Raw genomic sequence first — 16031 nt, 5'->3', positions numbered from 1 at the left:
TCAGCGCCGAAACGCGAGCCAGAACACCTTGCGGTTGGAGGGGAACCAGTCGGTCCCGTTGTCGTTGATGTTGATGTCCCACTTGATGACGATGGTGCCGGCGCCGCTGCGGAAGCTTCGGTTGACCGTCGCCCACCAGAAGTTCTGGACCGTGCCCTTGTCCTGCATGCCGATCTCGCAGAAGGTCACGAAGTCCCATTCGCTCCAGGGCAGTCCCGTGTCCACGCTGAACAGCTCCGTCCAGACGTTGTTCTGCGGCCGCCAGCCGCCGTCTTCGTCGATCTCCCAGAAGCCGGTGCGTATGTGGGGCGACAGGTGCAGTTTGTCGACCTGGACGCCATTGGCGTAGTCGCCGGCGAAGTTGACGACCAGCTGGTTGCCCGCGTCCACCAGCGCGCGCTTGTTGTTGCCCGAGCGTCCGTCCAGCACCAGGTCGCCGCCGTGGATGCGGAAGGCGAACGCGTCGACGTCGATGACGGCACCGCTGACCGGGGCCAGGCGCTTGAGCAGCGTCGTGCCGGTCGCCCCATCCACCCGCATCGATGGCTGCCCGGTCGCATCCATCACGCGGATGTCGCCCTCGTTCCCCGCCGCGCCCAGCGTCGCCGACGCGGTGGAGCCGTCCACCACGAAGACGCGCCGGTTGTGCTGGTCCTTGACGACCACGTCGCCTTCCACGCCCTGGGTGCCCAGCGTGATGTTGCCGTGCGCGGTGTCGATCACCACGGTCTCGGTGCCGTTGGCGGTGCGCCCCACCACGAGGTCGGCGCCGAAGGCCACCTTGGCGATATTGCCGCCGTCGCGCTTGAACTCGACCTGATCGGCCGCGCCCGGCACCTTCAGCTCCAGTCCGCCGGCCGCGCGCGCGCGCAGCTCGGCGCTGGGCACGTTGTCGGCCTTCAGGTTGGGCGCGGCGCCGGTGCTTTCGCCGCGCCAGAACTTCAGGCTGCCCGCCGGCAGGCCGGCCTCGCGGCGCCGCTCGTGGGTGAGCGCGGTCACGTTGCCGGCGGCCAGGGTCACGCGGCCGAGCAGGATGCGGCTGCCGTCGTCGGTGGCATCGGTGATGTCGGCGGCCGGCTCCAGCTTGAGCCAGGGGGTGTGGAGCATCTGGAACACGGTCTGGTTGGACGAGTTCCACAGGTCGGTGTCGAAGGTCTCGCGCCAGCGCACGCTGACGAAGAAGGACCCGGTGATGCCCGCGGTGGGCAGCACGGCGCCGGTGGCCTGCACGTCGACGAGCACCGGGGCGACGGCCGGGTCGTCCGCATTGGGCCCGACCTCGGCCTTGCCCTGCAGCGCGAGCGAGACCTGCCGCCCCGCCGTGTCCAGCGCGATGCCGGGCAGCACGCGCACGCCGGGCTGGTTGAGCGTGGCCGCGATCGCCAGGCCCTCGCCGATGCCCCAGTCGTGCAGGCCCGAGCCGTGCACGCGCTCCAGCGGCTGGGCGTACTTCACCTGGTCGACCATGGACTCGGCATGCGCCGTCGCGCCCTGCCGGATCAGGCCGTTGCTGGTGGGATCGGTGTAGATGGTTCGCACCATCGGTTCGCTTGCCATGTGTGACTCCTTGGGCGTCAGACCGACGAGATGACGGTCCAGAGGGTGTGCGCCGGCTTGTTCCGGTCGACGATGTCGCGGATGTTTCCGACGATTCTTCGGCGCTCCAGCACGCTGGCCGGACGCTGCTTGGAGAAGTGCACGATGGCGGCGAACTCGTGGTCCAGCGCGCGCCAGACGCGCGGTTCCAGCGGCGCCACCTCGGGCTCGCCGGCGTCGCAGATGAAGACGTTGCGGCCGTCGAAGACCATGCCGCAGGGCTGCACCATGCCCTGCGCTTCGCTGGCGCGGGTAATGCGCGGCGGCACCTGGGTGATGTCCACCCAGTACAGCGCGGCGGGCTCGGCGATCTCGCGCGTGTAGGGGTCGGCCGGGTCGGGCGCGAGCGGCTTCAGGCCCGCGTCCAGCACCAGCAGCAGACCCGGGCGGAACTCGACCACGCCGGTGGGCGCGACGAGCGGATTGGCCCCGGCCGGCACGGCCCCCAGCAGCGGCGATTCCACCCACAGCGGCGCGGCCCGGTTCACGTGCACGAGGCTGGCCGGCGTCGGCGCGGCCTGGTTGCCGCCGTCGCCGATCACCAGGTCGCCGCCGCCCGCGCCGCCGGCCAGCACGGTGAGGGAGAAGGGCGAGACCACCTGGGTCAGCACATGGGGGGTGGCCAGCAGCGGGGCGATCTGCACGTCGACCACGCGCGGCGCGTTGGCGGCGTTGCCGCGGTCCAGGATGAGCAGGTGGCCGTTGGCGTCGAACACCATGGCCACCGGGTTGATCAGCCCCAGCTGCGCCTTGGTGGCGACCTGGCTCACGGCCGCGAAGCCGGGCGAGCTCAGCCGGTACAGCGCGGTCTGGGCGGCGAGCGCGACGTTGTCCAGCACATAGAGGTTCCACGGCGCCTGGCGGTCGATGGCGACCGCCTTGGGGAAGACCGGCGCGCCGGGATTGGCGGCGACCCAGGGTGTCGGGCCCACAGAGCGGGGCAGCGGCGGCGTGCCGCCGAAGTCATAGCGCCCGGGCGGCATGACGGCCCAGACCGCTTCGTCGACCTCGGTGCGCCAGTAGGTGGGCGTGCCGGCATCGCCCAGGTACAGGGCACCATCCGGCGCGAGGGCGATGGACGAGGGGCGCATCAGGCCGCCGTGCACCAGGGTGTTGTCGGCCCGCGCCACCGGGCCATGGCCCACCAGCGTGTCGATGCTGGCGAAGCGGCCCGGCATGGGCGTGCACATCAGCACCCGCCCGCCCTCGTCGATGGCCACGCGCGGCCTCTTGTCGGAGACGGCGTACAGGTCCAGGTACTCGTCCAGGCCGCGCTTGAGGCCGCGCCGGCGGTAGATGCCGACGATCTCCGCGCTGATCTTGCGCCGCTGGTACTCGTCCCACACGGCCGGGAATTCCAGCGAGACCCAGGACGCCAGCCAGGGCAGGAATTCGGGCGGCGTGGTCCAGGGGTTGAAGAGGCGGTGCAGCCGGCCGATGATCGCGCCGATCGCCTCGTGCTCGATGGGCGTGCCGTCCGGCGCCAGGTGTCGGATGGGCACGCCATCGTCGATGCCGGTGAGCAGCTTCTCGAAGATGCGCAGGGCCGTGCCCAGCGAGAACTCGGGCGCGTCGGGCTCGGCCTGCCACAGCACCGGGGGCAGGAAGCGCAGGTAGCTGCTTTTGTCGGCCATGGCGGGTGCTCAGTTGACGATCAGCGCGCTCACCGCATGGCCCGTCGGGGCCAGCGCCGAGCACACCAGTTCGTAGTCGGCCAGGCGCACCGCGGCGCCCGGCACGCCCAGCGCCAGCGAGAAGGGGCGCTCCAGCAGGTCGTTCCAGGCGCCGCCCGGACCCAGCGGCGGCTGGTGGTACAGCGGCACCTGGGCCTCCAGGGCCACCTTGGAGATGAAGCCGACGTTGTCGGCCGGTGCGATGGCCTTGAACAGATCGGCGATGTACACCGCCTGCCCCACCTGCCAGCCCTGGCCGTCGCGGCCACCGCGCGTGGGGTGCAGGAAGGCGGCGATGCGCGCCTGCGTGTCGGCCACCACGGCGGCGCCGCCGGCGACCACGCCGTTGTCGATGGCGCGCTGGAACACCGTGACCTCCACGGTGGCCTTGATGGGCACGTAGCGCGGGCCGCCGACGATGAGGCGCGCGGTCAGCGGGCGGCGCCGGTCCAGGTAGCGCCGTACCTCGTTGATCAGATCGTTGCTGGGCTGGGGCCGCGGCTCGGCCGGCCCGTAGTCCGGCACGACGATGAGGTTGACGTTGCCCGAGGCGCGGTCCAGCGCGCCGAAGGTCCAGGGGTCGTTCTTCTGCCAGGCGGGCGGCGCGCCGGGGCCGGCGCTGGCGTTCATGCGCGGCTCCAGGCAGCGCACGATGGCGACGTCGGTGGTGGCCTCGCGGGCGAGGTATTCGTAGTCCTCGGCGGTGACGGCGCGGTTGCGGTTGCGCAGCAGCTCGGGGGCGCGGCGCTTGGTCTCCTCGATGGGCTCCTCGTCGGAGCCGCCGAAGGAGGCGGACACATTGTTCACGTCCACGATGCCCGCCACCGGCGTGCGCATCTGGTGGATGGCGCCGGCGCCGACATTGCCGCTGCTGCCGCCGGCCACGTAGCGGTAGCGGGTGGCCACCACCGGCGCGCCCAGCGGCGGCATGGAGCCATGGCCGCCCGGGTTCAGCGTGGCGTCATGGTTGCCGAAGCTGAGGTCGCCACTCACCGGGTCCAGCCGGAACACCTGGCCGGGGCCGTGCGGCAACTCGTCGACCAGGGTCCAGGGCACGCCACCCACGGTGACGGCCAGGTGGTCGTAGGGCGTGTCGGTGTCGGGGCGCTTGAACAGCGGCCGGTTGCGCAGCTCGAAGGTCTGGAAGGGTTTGCCGCTGCCGTTGCCCAGCGCCTCGGGCGCGGGAATGGTCAGGGCGTTGAAGGCGGACGCGGCATTGAACAGCACGGCGTCTATGCCCAGGTTGACCGGCGCCGCGGTGGGATTGCTCAGCCGCAGCCCGACCCAGAACAGCGGCTGGGCCACCGCGTCGGCCGGGGTCGCCGGCACGGCGCCGGCCCAGGTGGTCGGGATCTGCGCGGTCCAGGTGGGCGGCACGGCGAAGCGGGCCACGCCGTCGCGCGTGAGCCCCGCCGTGTCGTCGGCGACGCCGGGAATGGCGGGCCAGGCGCTGGGCAGCAGCGCGGCCTGCGAATACACCCAGCTCAGCGTCGCCTTGGGCAGCAGGGTCGCCGGGTCGAGCTCGATCGGGCGCGACAGCCGCAGGCCGAGGCGGATCTCCTGCGCCACCGCGCTGTCGAAGCCCAGCGCGAGCATCAGGGACTGTCCGGCCGGCAGCGTGATCAGCCCGCCGCCGCCGGGCGGCGTGGTGAAGCGCGCGGAGACGTTGGTGTAGGTCGGCTTGGTCAGCTGCAGCGCCACCTTCAGGTGGGTGGGCAGCACGGTGATCGCCTCGTCGGTCTCGAACACGATGGGCGGGTCGGCCTCGCTGGCGCGCGTCTGCGCCTGGCTGCCCTGCGGCACCAGCACCGGCGCGCCGGGCGCGGCGCTGAAGCTGAGGAAGGCGCGCGCCGGCGTCTGCGGGTCGCGCGTTACGCCCAGCAGGTTGAGGAAGGCGATGTAGTTCTTCTCCGGCACGCGGTTGAGCCGGTAAGTCAGCCCTTCGACGAGAAAGGCGAACAGCTCGATCAGCGTCATGCCGATGTCGCTGGGGTTGTGGTCGGTCCATTGCGGCGCATAGGTGGGGATCAGCGCACGCGCGTCGGCGACCAGGTCCTGCCAGGTCCGGTCGTCCAGGTTGGGCGCCAGCAGGCGGCCGCGCTCGGATTCGTTCATACGGGCCTCGGCTCCAGGTAGAAGGGATAGACAAAGCTCTGCGTCAGCTGCGTGGCCTTGATGCGGTAGAGGATGCTGATGCGCATCAGGCCCTGCTGGCGTTCGCCGAGCTCGCGGCCGACCACCACCTCCAGCACCTCGATGCGCGGCTCCCAGCGCGCCAGGCCTTCGGCCACGTAGTGGCGCGCGAGGTTGGCGGTGGCCTCGTTGTTGGGCGCGAACACCAGGCTCTTCAGGTTGCAGCCGAAGCTGGGGCGCATGACGCGCTCGCCCTGCTGCGTGCCCAGGATGATGCGGATGGACGCCTCGATCTTGCGCACGCCCGCCGCCTCCTCGAAGCCGCCGGTCATGCCGATGCGGGCCGACTGCCGCGGCTGGCCGCTCGTGTCCTGCCAGGCGGGGAAGGCCATGCCGCGACCGAGGTACTCGTTGTTCATGGCGCGGCTCAGACGGCGATGAGCTTGGCTTGGCCCGCGCTGACCGACAGCGAGCCCCCCGGCGAGCCGGCGGCGGTCGCCGCCAGCGTGGACAGCAGCACCGGCGTGCCGCCGACCTTGAGCTTGCCCGCCTTGCCGCTGGTGATGGTGACCGTCGAGCAGGCCACGTTGCTGGCCGGCGGCGGCACGATGGGGCAGCCGACGACCGCGTTCAGGCCGGTGAGCACCGGCGTGGCGGCCGCGCCCACGGTGAGCTTGGGCGCCGTCACCGGCGCGGCGGCGCCCGGCGTGTGCGGGCATTTGGCGATGTCAGTGGCGACGAGCACGGCGGGCATGGGCGACTCCTCAGGAGACATTCATCGACGAGGACACTTTGACGTTGACGTTGACCGCTTCCAGGCTGATCGTGGTCGCGGCCTTGAGCGTGAGGCTGGTCGCGGCGCTGATCGAGACCGAGCCGTCGGCCTTCATGACGATCTCGCTGCCGGCCATGTCCTTGATGCTGAGCAGGCCGCCGCCGGGCGTGTCGTCGAAGCGGATCTCGTGCCCGGCCGCGGTCTTGAGCAGGCGTACGTAGTTCTTGCCGCTGAGGTTGGAGACCGGCGGCAGGTGCTTGCCGTTCCACAGCGAGGACAGCACGATGGGCTTGGCCAGGTCGCCGTGCTCGAAGGCCACCAGCACCTCGTCGCCGATCTCGGGCAGCAGGAACAGGCCCGTGCCGTCGCCCGCCATCGGCGCGGCGCAGCGCGCCCAGCCGCTTTCGACTTGGTCCGACAGCCAGGGGTAGGACAGCTTCACCCGCGCCAGCGGCGGCCCCTCGGTGGGGTCCACGTGGTTGGCCTCCACCCGGGCCACGGCCACGCCGTAGAAGCGCTCGCGGCTGTTGGGCGAGGGCTTCTCGGCGATGGACTTGCGCAGCAGCGACAGCAGCACCGTGCCGCCGCGCTGCGTGACCTCGAAGCGGCTGCGGTAGCCGTTGTCGTCCAGCGTGTGCGTGACCTTGCGCAGCCGGTACATGCCGCTGAAGCGCTTGCCCACGCCGCGCACCTCGATCATCTGGCCGGCGCGCAGCTCGGGCAGACCCACGCAGCTGCCGCTGCCTTCGTACAGGCCTTCCAGAATGTCCTGCAGGATGGACTTGGCCAGCACCACCGCGTCGACGGGCGATTCGACCGGCTGGTTGCGCACCACGTTGCGGCCCAGCGAGAGCAGCAGGTCGCGCGCGCTGCTGCCCAGGCGCTCGAGCAGGTTGTCCAGGTCCAGGTCGGGCGCCATCGCGAAGGCGACGATGGTCTGCGCCAGCTCCTCGTTGTAGCCGCGCACGATCTGCATGCCCGCCAGGCCGGCGCCCGAGAGGCGCGGCGAGAACGAGCCCAGATTCTTGCCCCATTCCAGCACCACCGCCTCCGTCTGCGGGCGCGGGAACTGGAAGTAGAGCTTGTCCCAATGCACGTAGACGTCGAAGAAGTTGGCGCGCGCGCGGTCCTTCAGGAAGGCCATGTCGCTGCCCGTCTGGGTGATCTTCTTGCGGTGGAAGATGGGCGAGGGATCGACGATGGGGATCAGCCCGGCCTCGGCCGCGATCGCCGCGGCGATCACGCTGTCGGGCACGTACTGGAACTGGCGCTCGGCCTGGCCGTTGCGCAGCCGGTGCGAGAGGTCGTAGCCGCTGATGCGCAGCGTGGGCGTGCCGCTCTCGGGGAAGGACGGCTCGATGGCGCTGATCTCGCCCAGCATCATCGGCGTCAGCTGATCGCCGTAGCCGACATGCACCTCCACGGTCTTGCCCAGGTCGAACAGCGCGGAGTCGATGAGCCGGTTGTCCGCGTTGCGCAGCACCAGCGTGAACATGTCGGCGAGGTCCAGGTTGTTGTCCACCTGCAGGCTGATGACCTGGTTGGACACCTCGGCCGACAGGGTCACGCCGCTGATCCGGACCTGGAAGGTGGGGGCGTAGAAGCACGCGGTCATCGCGGTCCTCCCTGGGGAATCCGCAGCGTGATGCCGGGCGGGATGTTCAGCGGGTCGTCGAGGTCGTTGGCCTCGGCCACCTCGCGCCAGCGCGACGGGTCGCCCAGCGCGGTGGCGGCGATGGCGCTGGCGGTCTCGCTGCGCACCACGTTGTGCAGGGTCGGCGGTCCGATGAAGAGGCCGTGCTCGATCTCGATCTCGACGCGCACGAACTCCTGGAAGCGCACCGCGATGGTGGAGCGCACCGGCGTGCCGTCGCGGCGGAACATGGTGAAGCGCTGCGAGGCATCCACCAGCACGCACTGGAAGTTGAACTGCCCCATCGAGAACAGCAGCACCGGCGGGGCCTTGGTCCGCGGTTCTTTGTCGAGCAGGCGCACCAGCGGCCCGGTGTGCTGGCGCACGTCCTGGTCGGCCTCGTAGCTGTCGAAGAACAGGTCCATCGCCAGCGTGCGCGCCTTGCCGCGCACATACTGGACCGGCGGCGCGTCCAGGCCGGGAATGCCGACCTCGGCGAAGTTGTTGCCCTGCTCCAGGCGCAGCTCGTCGGGGTTGTACATGACCTGGATGCGCTCGGCGGTCGAGGTATTGGTGATGGTGGCCTTGGCCAGGCGGGCGAGGTCCATGGCGTCAGCCTCCGCGTTCCATGTCCGAGCGGATCTGGCTCAGCAGATCGCGCATCAGGGACTGCTTCAGCGCCTCCAGGTCCAGCGCAGGGCCCGAGCCCGGATCGGTGAGCGCGCGTTCGGCGGCGGCGGCCATGGGCCGCTGCGCAGCCGGTGCGGCGGCCGCTGCCGCGGCCAGCGGCGCCGCCAGCGGCGCCGCCACGGGCGCTGGCGCGCGCGCCGTTCGGGGCGGGAGAGACGGCAGGGATTCCCCGCGGCGCATCGCCCGCTCGACGGCCTGGGCCTGGGCCTCCTCGGCCGCCAGCGCCGCGCCGCCGCTGCGCTGCCAGGCCGCGTCGGGGCGCAGTGCCTGCGCCACGTGCACGGCCTCGTGGGCCAGCAGCGCCAGACCGGCCGAGTCGTGCGGCCGGTAGCGGCCGCGCGCGAAGAAGACGTCCGCGCCCATCGAGAGGGCGTCCGCGCCATGCCCGCGCGCGAGCCGGTCGGCGGCCTCGTCGTCATGCACGCGCAGGCGGTCCACCGCCGGGCCCAGCGGCGCGCGCAGCCGCTCGCGCACGTGGCCCGGCAGGCCCTGGCCGCCAGGGCTGGCCGGGGAGGGCGCAAGCGGCGCGTCGAGGCCGCTCAACTCGCGGGCCTCGACACGCGCGAAGCGCTCGGGATTCGCGAGCGTGGGCTGGGCCACGCGGGCGAGCATCCGGGCCAGTGGCGCCAGCCAGGCGGGCGTCTGCTGGCGGGCCGTCTGCATCGCGCGCGCGGCGGCCAGCAGCCGCGGGCCCAGCGCGCGCATCTCGGGCACGAAGTCGGGGCTCATGGGCCGGGCCTCCGTGTGCTCGTCCAAGCGCGCCTCATGCGGCCTCCTCGTTCAGCTGCGCCACCACGGCGCGCAGCCAGCGCCGCCGTTCGGCGTGGTCCAGCTCCATCAGCTCCTGGTGGGTCCAGTGGACATGGCGTGCGAGCATGGCTACCTCCCTGGTGACCCGGTTCAGGGGGTAGCCGCGAATCCCCCCGGCGCATGCACCGGGTGGAAGTGGTGGCCGCACTGCGGGCATTGCGTGTCCTCGTCCGCCGCCATGCCGTTGATGCGGTTGTAGGTGTGCTGCAGATAGGCCAGGTCCTCGGTGAACAGGCCCTCGATCACGCCCGGATGGACCTCGCTCAGCGTGCCCAGCCGCATCACCACCCGCGACAGCAGCAGCACGATCAGATAGGGCGAGAAATCGCGCACCCGCGGATCCTTCAGCGGCAGCAGCTCGTCCGCGGCCGTGGCCAGCCGCATCACGCCCTTGCGGTGCAGGGTGCCGGAGGGGTCGACATAGCCCTTGGGCAGTTCGAACTCGTGTTCGGTGATGAACATGGTGGGGGCTCCTGGTCTTTTGGCTTTGGTTATTTGTGGCTTGCTTCGCTTGGGTTGCGCGGGGCGCAGAGCCTGCCGGGTCTCGCCCCGACAGGCGAGTCACTTTCTTCTGGGGGCCCAGAAGAAAGTAACCAAAGAAGAGGGCCCGAAAACGATTTGACCGAGCCCCACGCTTCGCACCGAGTACCGGCCCGACCACCACCCGTGCGACCCCGCCGCTCAGGCATCGAGTCGCTCGCCGGGTACGGCTCGACTCCACACCGGGCCTCATGCCCTCGCCCGCTGCCGGCCAATGCGCACGGCCTCGGGCCACAAGCATCGCCGTCCCCTTGGTGAGACCGGCCAGCGGTTCCGCTGGACGAGGGGCGAGTCCCGAGGGCCGAGCGCCGGGCCGCCCCAAGCCGGCCCACGTGGCGATGTGCGAGCGGGGCCACCCCCGCGAGCATCGCCGCCCCCTGGGGGGACCGGCCAGCGGTTCCGCTGGACGAGGGGCGAGTCCCTGGGGCCGAGCGCCGGGCCGCCCCAAGCCGGCCCATTTGGCGATGTGCGAGCGGGGCCACCCCCGCGAGCATCGCCGTCCCCTGGGGGGACCGGTCAGCGGTTCCGCTGGACGAGGGGCGAGTCCCCAGGGCCGAGCGCCGGGCCGCCCCAAGCCGGCCCACGTGGCGATGTGCGAGCGGGGCCACCCCCGCGAGCATCGCCGTCCCCTGGGGGGACCGGCCAGCGGTTCCGCTGGACGAGGGGCGAGTCCCCAGGGCCGAGCGCTGGGCCGCCCCAAGCCGGCCCATGTGGCGATGTGCGAGCGGGGCGACCCCCGCGAGCATCGCCGCCCCCTGGGGGGACCGGCCAGCGGTTCCGCTGGACCGGGGGCCCCATTCACGCCCGCGACAGACCTTCATGGCTCAGCACCAGCGTGTCGACCGCGATGTCATTGCCCTTGGCATTGAAGGCCGCCCCTTCCCATTTGCTGGGCCAGGCGGCCACGAAGTTCCAGCGCGCGACCTCGGCGCGGTTGGCCAGGTCGTAGACGACGACGGAGCCGTTCTTGCGCGCCACCGTGCCCTGGACCACCTGCTCGCGCCATTTCCACAGCTCCTTGGACGCGGTCAGGCCCCACTTGAGCGTGATGTCGCTGTAGGTGGTCTTGCCCGGCAGCTTGCGCACCGTGGTGTTGTCGCCGCCCTCGCGGGTCTCGATCACTTCGGTGGTGGTGCCCAGCCCGCTGCATTCGATGAAGGAGCCCTGGGCGATGCCGTCAATCTCGACGAGGAAGTTGAAGTTGCGGAAAGGGTCGGTGCGTTGTCCGGTTTCGGCCATGTCAGGCTCCTCATGATTGGATGGGCGGGATCAGGATTCGCTGGGCTCGGAGCCCCCGTCCCACATCGCGATGCGCACGACGACGAATTCCGCCGGGCGCACCGGCGCGATGCCCACTTCGACGATCACCTGGCCCAGCGCGCGCACCGAGGCGGGGTTGAGTTCCTCGTCCACCTTCACGTAGAAGGCCTCCGCGGCGGTCTTGCCAAACAACGCGCCGGAACGCCACACGCGGGTGAGGAATTCGGCGATGGTGCGCTCCAGCTTTTTCCACAGCACCGGGTCGTTGGGCTCGAAGACGGCCCAGCGGATGCCGCGCTGGATGGACTTCTCGACGAAGAGGAAGAGCCGCCGCACGTTGACATAGCGCCACGGCACTTCGTCCCGGGGCGCGGTGGTGCGCGCGCCCCAGACGATGGGCCGCTGGCCAGGGAAGACGCGCAGCACGTTGATGCCCTCGATGTTGATCTCGCCCTGGTCGGCGTTGCTCAGCAGTGCGCCCAGGTCGACCGCGCCGCTGATGTACTCGTTGGCCGGCGCCTTGTGAACGCCGCGCTGGCTGTCGCTGCGCGCGAAGATGCCGGCCATGTGGCCCGACGGCGGCACCAGCACCAGGTCGTCGCCGCTGCGGCTGAGCGGGTCGTTGATCCAGATCCAGGGGTAGTACAGCGCGGCATAGCCGCGCGCCGACAGCGCCGCCGCGCGCTGCGTCAGCAGCGCGCTGCCGGGCTGGATGGGCGGCTTGGCGCTGGCATCGCCATCCAGGATGGCGATGCGGTCGGCCATGGCCTCGCAATGCTTCACCACGGCGGCCTGCACGGCGGCGTCGACGCGGCCGGGCACGCAGACCATGTTCACGTCCTCCAGCTTTTCCAGCGCCGCGAGCGCCGTGTTGTAGTGGTTCAGCCCCACGGCCGCCGGGTTGTCGTTGCTGCCCAGCGGCACCGGCGCGGTGTCGCCGATGACGGCGGGCCGGTTGGCGGGCGGCGCCTGCACGCCGGGCACCGGCGCCGGCCCCACGCTCACCCACTTCGAGGCGACCGTGCGCGCCACGTAGCGGCTGTGGCGCGGGTCCATGGACAGCTGCGCGAAGGTCTCGGTCGGGTTGCCGGGTTTCTTGATCAGCAGCGTGAACTCGTAGGACGCGAGCACCGTGGCGGCATCGGCCTGGTCCAGCGTGTAGGCCTTGGCCAGCCCGCTGGCGAGCACGACGGCATCGGCCTCCAGCCGCTCGATCACCGCGTCCTCGGTGTTGCCGCCGGCCTGCGTGAGGCTGAGCACCGTGCCGGGCTCCATGCCGTCGGTCTTGTCGACGCGGAAGCGCTTCTGGCCCACGGCCAGGTCGGCGATGCGCAGAATGTCGTTCGCCGCGACCGCCCCCGCCACCGCGGCGGACAGCGTGACCTGGTCGCCCGCGATGCGCACGATCTCGTAGCGCGTGGCGCCACCGGCCACCGTGACCACATCGCCGACGCGGAACTTCGCCGCGTCGGCGATCGCCGCGAGCGTGACCAGCGTCGTCGCCGGGCCGGCCTTCAGCGGGGCACGGCCCTTGAGCACGTTGGCGCCGGCCACCAGGCCGGGCGCCGCGTCCTGCACGGCGATGGTGACGGTGTTGCTGTCCACGCCGTCCTGCAGCGCCTCGGCGCGCAGCGCGTTGCCCGGCACGGCGCCACGGTCCAGCAGCGTCCAGGCGGCGCGCGACGCGGTGCCCACGCGCACCACATAGGCCACGGTGCCGCCGTTCTCGAAGAACCCGCGCACGGCGTGCGGCAGGTACAGGCGCGGCGTCGCGCTGAACTCGCCGAAGAGGGCCTTGTACTGCGTCCAGTTGGTGATCTTCACCGGCACGCCGACCGGCCCGTCCAGCGCCGCGCCGAGCAGCGCCGGCGTGCTGGTGCCCACGCCCTCGATGGGGCCGGTGGCCGCTTGTTCCTCGATGTAGACGGCGGGGTATTTGTAGCTCAGCGCCATGGCGAACGCTCCTCTCAGAGGGGAACCAGATGGATGTCGTAGGAACCCGCGGCCAGCGGCACCGGCAGCGGTCGGGTGGCTTCCTGGAAGCCGGTGGCGCGCACCCGCAGCGTGTAAAGACCTGGCACCAGGCGCTGCACGACGAATCGGCCGGCCTCATCGGCCACGGCCAGCTCGCCGGTTTCGTCGATGCGCACCCAGGCGCCGGGCACCGGTGCCGCCGCGGGGGGGCTGCTCCAAACCGTGCCGCCGACCACCTGCAGCGCGTCGGCCGGCGCGGCGAGCTGGGCCCTGTCGCCCCGGCGCTCGCCCACGCGGGCGAGCACACGGGTGGCCAGCGGTCCGCTGTCGCCGGCCTGGTAGTCCAGCGCGATGGACACGCCGTACTCCAGCGAGGGCCGCAGCTGCCCGCCGATCGCGTTCCAGAAGTCGCCCGAGTTGCGCGCCGAGTCGGGCTGCGCGATCTGCGTCGGCAGCGGCAGCTTCTGGCCGACCAGCGTGCCCACCAGCGCGGGCGGCGGGAATTCCGGATAGCGCAGCAGCACGCGCAGCACGGCGGCGAGCAGGTTGTGCTCGTCCAGATGCGGATCGGTGCCGGCCGCGCCGGGGCTCCACGCAGTGATGCAGTACGAGGCGCGGATGCGCGCCGGCGCGGCGTCGCGCGCGTACTGGCCGCCGGCGTGGCGCTCCAGGTAGCGGCCCACGTCGCGCAGCTCGCGGTTCTCGCGGATGTCGTAGAGGTAGCAGTTGAGCGTGCTGCGCAGGGTGGACACCGGCTTGAAGTTCTTGTCCGGGATCGCGAAGCTCAGGTCGAAGGGCAGCGGCGTGCCGAACTCGCGTGCGAAGAGCTGGCCCAGGCTGCGGTCGAGGTCGTCGATCATCGCGGCGCCCCGCTGGAGAAGTAGTCGCCGTCGGGCAGCGCCTTGCCGAGCTTCTGGTACTCGCGAAGCGCGCCATGGGCGATGTGGCGCATCGCGATGCGCTCGCCGCGGCCCGCGGCCAGCATGGCGGCCGACAGCGCGATGTTGCGGATGTGGCCGCCGGCCACCACGTAGCGTTGCGCGAGCGCGGGGAAGTCCAGGTCCGCGTCGCAGGGCGCCTGGGCCGGCACGCTGATGCGCCAGATCCGCTCGCGCTGCGCCGGGTCGGGGAAGGCGAATTCGACGACGAACTGCAGCCGGCGCAGGAAGGCCGGGTCGATGTTGGCCTGCAGGTTGGTGGTGAGCACGAGGATGCCGCGGAAGGCCTCGATGCGCTGCAACAGATAGCTCACCTCGATGTTGGCGTAGCGGTCGTGCGCGTCCGACACGCCGGTGCGCTTGCCGAAGAGCGCATCGGCCTCGTCCAGCATCAGCAGCGCGCCGGACTGCTCGGCGACCTCGAACACCTCGGCCAGGTGCTTTTCGGATTCGCCGATGTATTTGCTGACCGTCTGCGACAGGTCGATTTTCAGCAGGCTGCGCCCCAGTTCGCCGGCCAGTACCTCGCAGGCGGTCGACTTGCCGGTGCCCGACACGCCGGAGAACAGCGCGATCACGCCCTGGCCGCGCGCGGACGCCGCGCCGAAGCCCCAGTCGTCGAACACCTTGGCGCGTTCGCGCACGTGGACGCAGATTTCGCGCAGCTGGTGCTCGGCGTCGGGCGCCAGGATGAGGTGCTGCCAGCCGGCCCGCGGGGTGATCGCCTGCAGCGCGCGTGGCAGGCGTACCGACAGCGCGCGACGCGCGGCCGCGAACAGCGCCTGGCGCGGCAGGGCCTCGTCGCCCGCCGCAGCACAGGCCGCGGCGGCCGCGGCATCGGTCTGTTCATCATCGAGCGGGAACTCGCGCGCCACCTCGGCGAGATCGTGCGCGGACGCGCGCCGGCCCGCGGCGCGCAGGCGGTCCCGCCAGCGCGCGTGGCGCTCGTCCGGCGTGGGCAGGCGGACCTCCAGCGCGGGCACGCCAACGCCCTCGTCGGCCGTCGCGCTGCTGAGGAGGCGCGGCCCGCCGTCCGGTGGTGCGTCGGCAAGCGAGGCGCCGCCGTCGTCCTCGACGAGGAGCACGGCCCCCAGCAGCCGTGCCGCGAGTTGCGCGCGCGCCAGCGTCTGCGCTTGCGCAGCGGGCGGCGGCCGCAGGCACAGCAGTCGCGCGCCCAGCCAGGATGCCAGCGCATGCCCCAGGTGCAGGCGCTCCCAGCGGGTCGCGCCATGCAGCCGAAGCGTGTGCAGGCCCGGGTGCTGCAGCAGGCGCTCCAGCTCGGGGTGGCGCTGCCAGCTGCCTTCGAAGCCGGCCCAGGGCAGCGGCTGGCGCAGTTCGCAGAAGGGCTGCAGGCCGGCATCCAGCGCGTCATGGCCGCAGAGAAAGCCCAGCACCAGCGGGTCGACCACCAGCGTGTGGGCGCCCAGCGCGGCCAGCGGCTGGGCGGGATCGGCCGCCACGCGGGCCAGGCCGTGGCGCTGCAGCCGGGACTGGGCGCCGAGCAGTCGCGCCAGGCCCTGCCATTGCGGCTCGGGCCGCGGCGCCGCGAGCCGCGCGAGGGTGGCCAGCATGGGGCGGCGCCGGGTCACGTCGTCCTGCAGCAGTCCGAACAGGCGCTCGTAGCGCGTGTCGAGGTCGGGGCTGGCGGCGACGAGCAGCGCGTCGGTGTCGAAGGCGTCGAGGCCGAAGAGCTGCTGCAACCGCGCCAGGCGCGACGGCTCGCCGGCTGGCAGGAAGCGGGCCTGGTCGGCCGTGCCGGCGGGCACGGACCAGGCGTGGCCGCCGGGCGGCAGCGCCAGCAGCCGCGCGGCGTCGGCGCCGGGCACGACGAGACCGCGGAAGGCGGCACCGGCCGGGTCGCGGTCGAACGCGGACTCGAACTCGGCGATCGCGGCCTCGAGCACGCGGTCCAGCCTTTGCAGCGATCGTGCCAGGCCGCTTGCATCGGCGGGCGCGGTGTCGGCAGGCCGGGCCGCGGAAGGAGCGTCGCTGCGCAGGTCGGCCAGCAC

At 71.9% G+C, this 16031-nt stretch carries 14 protein-coding genes; all 14 read right to left on the bottom strand.

Features of this window, described 5'->3' with window-relative positions:
* The 14 genes from LZ017_RS04830 to LZ017_RS04770 all read right to left on the bottom strand — a co-directional run bounded on the left by LZ017_RS04830 (window position 1) and on the right by LZ017_RS04770 (window position 16031).
* A complete protein-coding gene (locus LZ017_RS04830) occupies window positions 1–1557 on the bottom strand; it encodes a hypothetical protein (RefSeq protein ID WP_241298938.1) in 1557 nt (518 codons plus the stop codon).
* A gap of 17 nt (window positions 1558–1574) precedes the next feature.
* Window positions 1575–3230: a phage tail protein gene (locus LZ017_RS04825; protein ID WP_241298937.1), complete on the bottom strand. Its 1656-nt coding sequence runs from the start codon at window positions 3228–3230 to the stop codon at window positions 1575–1577.
* A gap of 9 nt (window positions 3231–3239) precedes the next feature.
* Window positions 3240–5384, bottom strand: coding sequence for a baseplate J/gp47 family protein (locus tag LZ017_RS04820; protein ID WP_241298936.1), 2145 nt, complete (start codon window positions 5382–5384; stop codon window positions 3240–3242).
* Window positions 5381–5821, bottom strand: coding sequence for a GPW/gp25 family protein (locus LZ017_RS04815; RefSeq protein ID WP_241298935.1), 441 nt, complete (start codon window positions 5819–5821; stop codon window positions 5381–5383). The genes LZ017_RS04820 and LZ017_RS04815 overlap by 4 nt, the downstream gene beginning before the upstream one ends.
* 8 nt (window positions 5822–5829) lie before the next feature.
* On the bottom strand, window positions 5830–6156 hold the full coding sequence (locus LZ017_RS04810) for a hypothetical protein (protein WP_241298934.1): 327 nt from the start codon (window positions 6154–6156) through the stop codon (window positions 5830–5832).
* Between the two features lie 10 nt (window positions 6157–6166).
* On the bottom strand, window positions 6167–7792 hold the full coding sequence (locus tag LZ017_RS04805) for a phage baseplate assembly protein V (protein ID WP_241298933.1): 1626 nt from the start codon (window positions 7790–7792) through the stop codon (window positions 6167–6169).
* Entirely contained in the window at window positions 7789–8418 is a 630-nt protein-coding gene (locus LZ017_RS04800; RefSeq protein ID WP_241298932.1) for a peptigoglycan-binding protein LysM, read from the bottom strand. Before LZ017_RS04800 ends, LZ017_RS04805 begins: the two co-directional genes overlap by 4 nt.
* A 4-nt stretch (window positions 8419–8422) precedes the next feature.
* The gene (locus LZ017_RS04795) at window positions 8423–9256 is read right to left on the bottom strand and encodes a DUF4157 domain-containing protein (protein ID WP_241298931.1); all 834 of its coding nucleotides are present in this window, start codon (window positions 9254–9256) and stop codon (window positions 8423–8425) included.
* 7 nt (window positions 9257–9263) lie between these two features.
* Window positions 9264–9467 (bottom strand): DUF6760 family protein, encoded by a 204-nt coding sequence (locus LZ017_RS22230; protein ID WP_308194060.1) that lies wholly within the window; start codon window positions 9465–9467, stop codon window positions 9264–9266.
* Window positions 9401–9772 carry a hypothetical protein gene (locus LZ017_RS04790; RefSeq protein ID WP_241298930.1) on the bottom strand — a complete coding sequence of 124 codons (372 nt, stop codon included), beginning with the start codon at window positions 9770–9772 and terminating at the stop codon, window positions 9401–9403. The genes LZ017_RS22230 and LZ017_RS04790 overlap by 67 nt, the downstream gene beginning before the upstream one ends.
* Window positions 9773–10648: 876 nt before the next feature.
* A complete protein-coding gene (locus LZ017_RS04785) occupies window positions 10649–11089 on the bottom strand; it encodes a phage tail protein (RefSeq protein WP_241298929.1) in 441 nt (146 codons plus the stop codon).
* Between the two features lie 30 nt (window positions 11090–11119).
* Window positions 11120–13063 (bottom strand): phage tail sheath subtilisin-like domain-containing protein, encoded by a 1944-nt coding sequence (locus tag LZ017_RS04780; protein WP_241298928.1) that lies wholly within the window; start codon window positions 13061–13063, stop codon window positions 11120–11122.
* Window positions 13064–13077: 14 nt separating this feature from the next.
* Complete coding sequence (locus LZ017_RS04775) at window positions 13078–13944, bottom strand: Pvc16 family protein (RefSeq protein WP_241298927.1); 867 nt, start codon at window positions 13942–13944, stop codon at window positions 13078–13080.
* Entirely contained in the window at window positions 13941–16031 is a 2091-nt protein-coding gene (locus tag LZ017_RS04770; protein WP_241298926.1) for an ATP-binding protein, read from the bottom strand. Before LZ017_RS04770 ends, LZ017_RS04775 begins: the two co-directional genes overlap by 4 nt.

Source organism: Pelomonas sp. CA6, from assembly GCF_022549225.1.
GTDB lineage: Bacteria > Pseudomonadota > Gammaproteobacteria > Burkholderiales > Burkholderiaceae_C > Roseateles.
The sequence above is the reverse complement of the archived record's forward strand: the minus strand, read 5'-3'. Positions and strand labels throughout refer to the sequence as shown.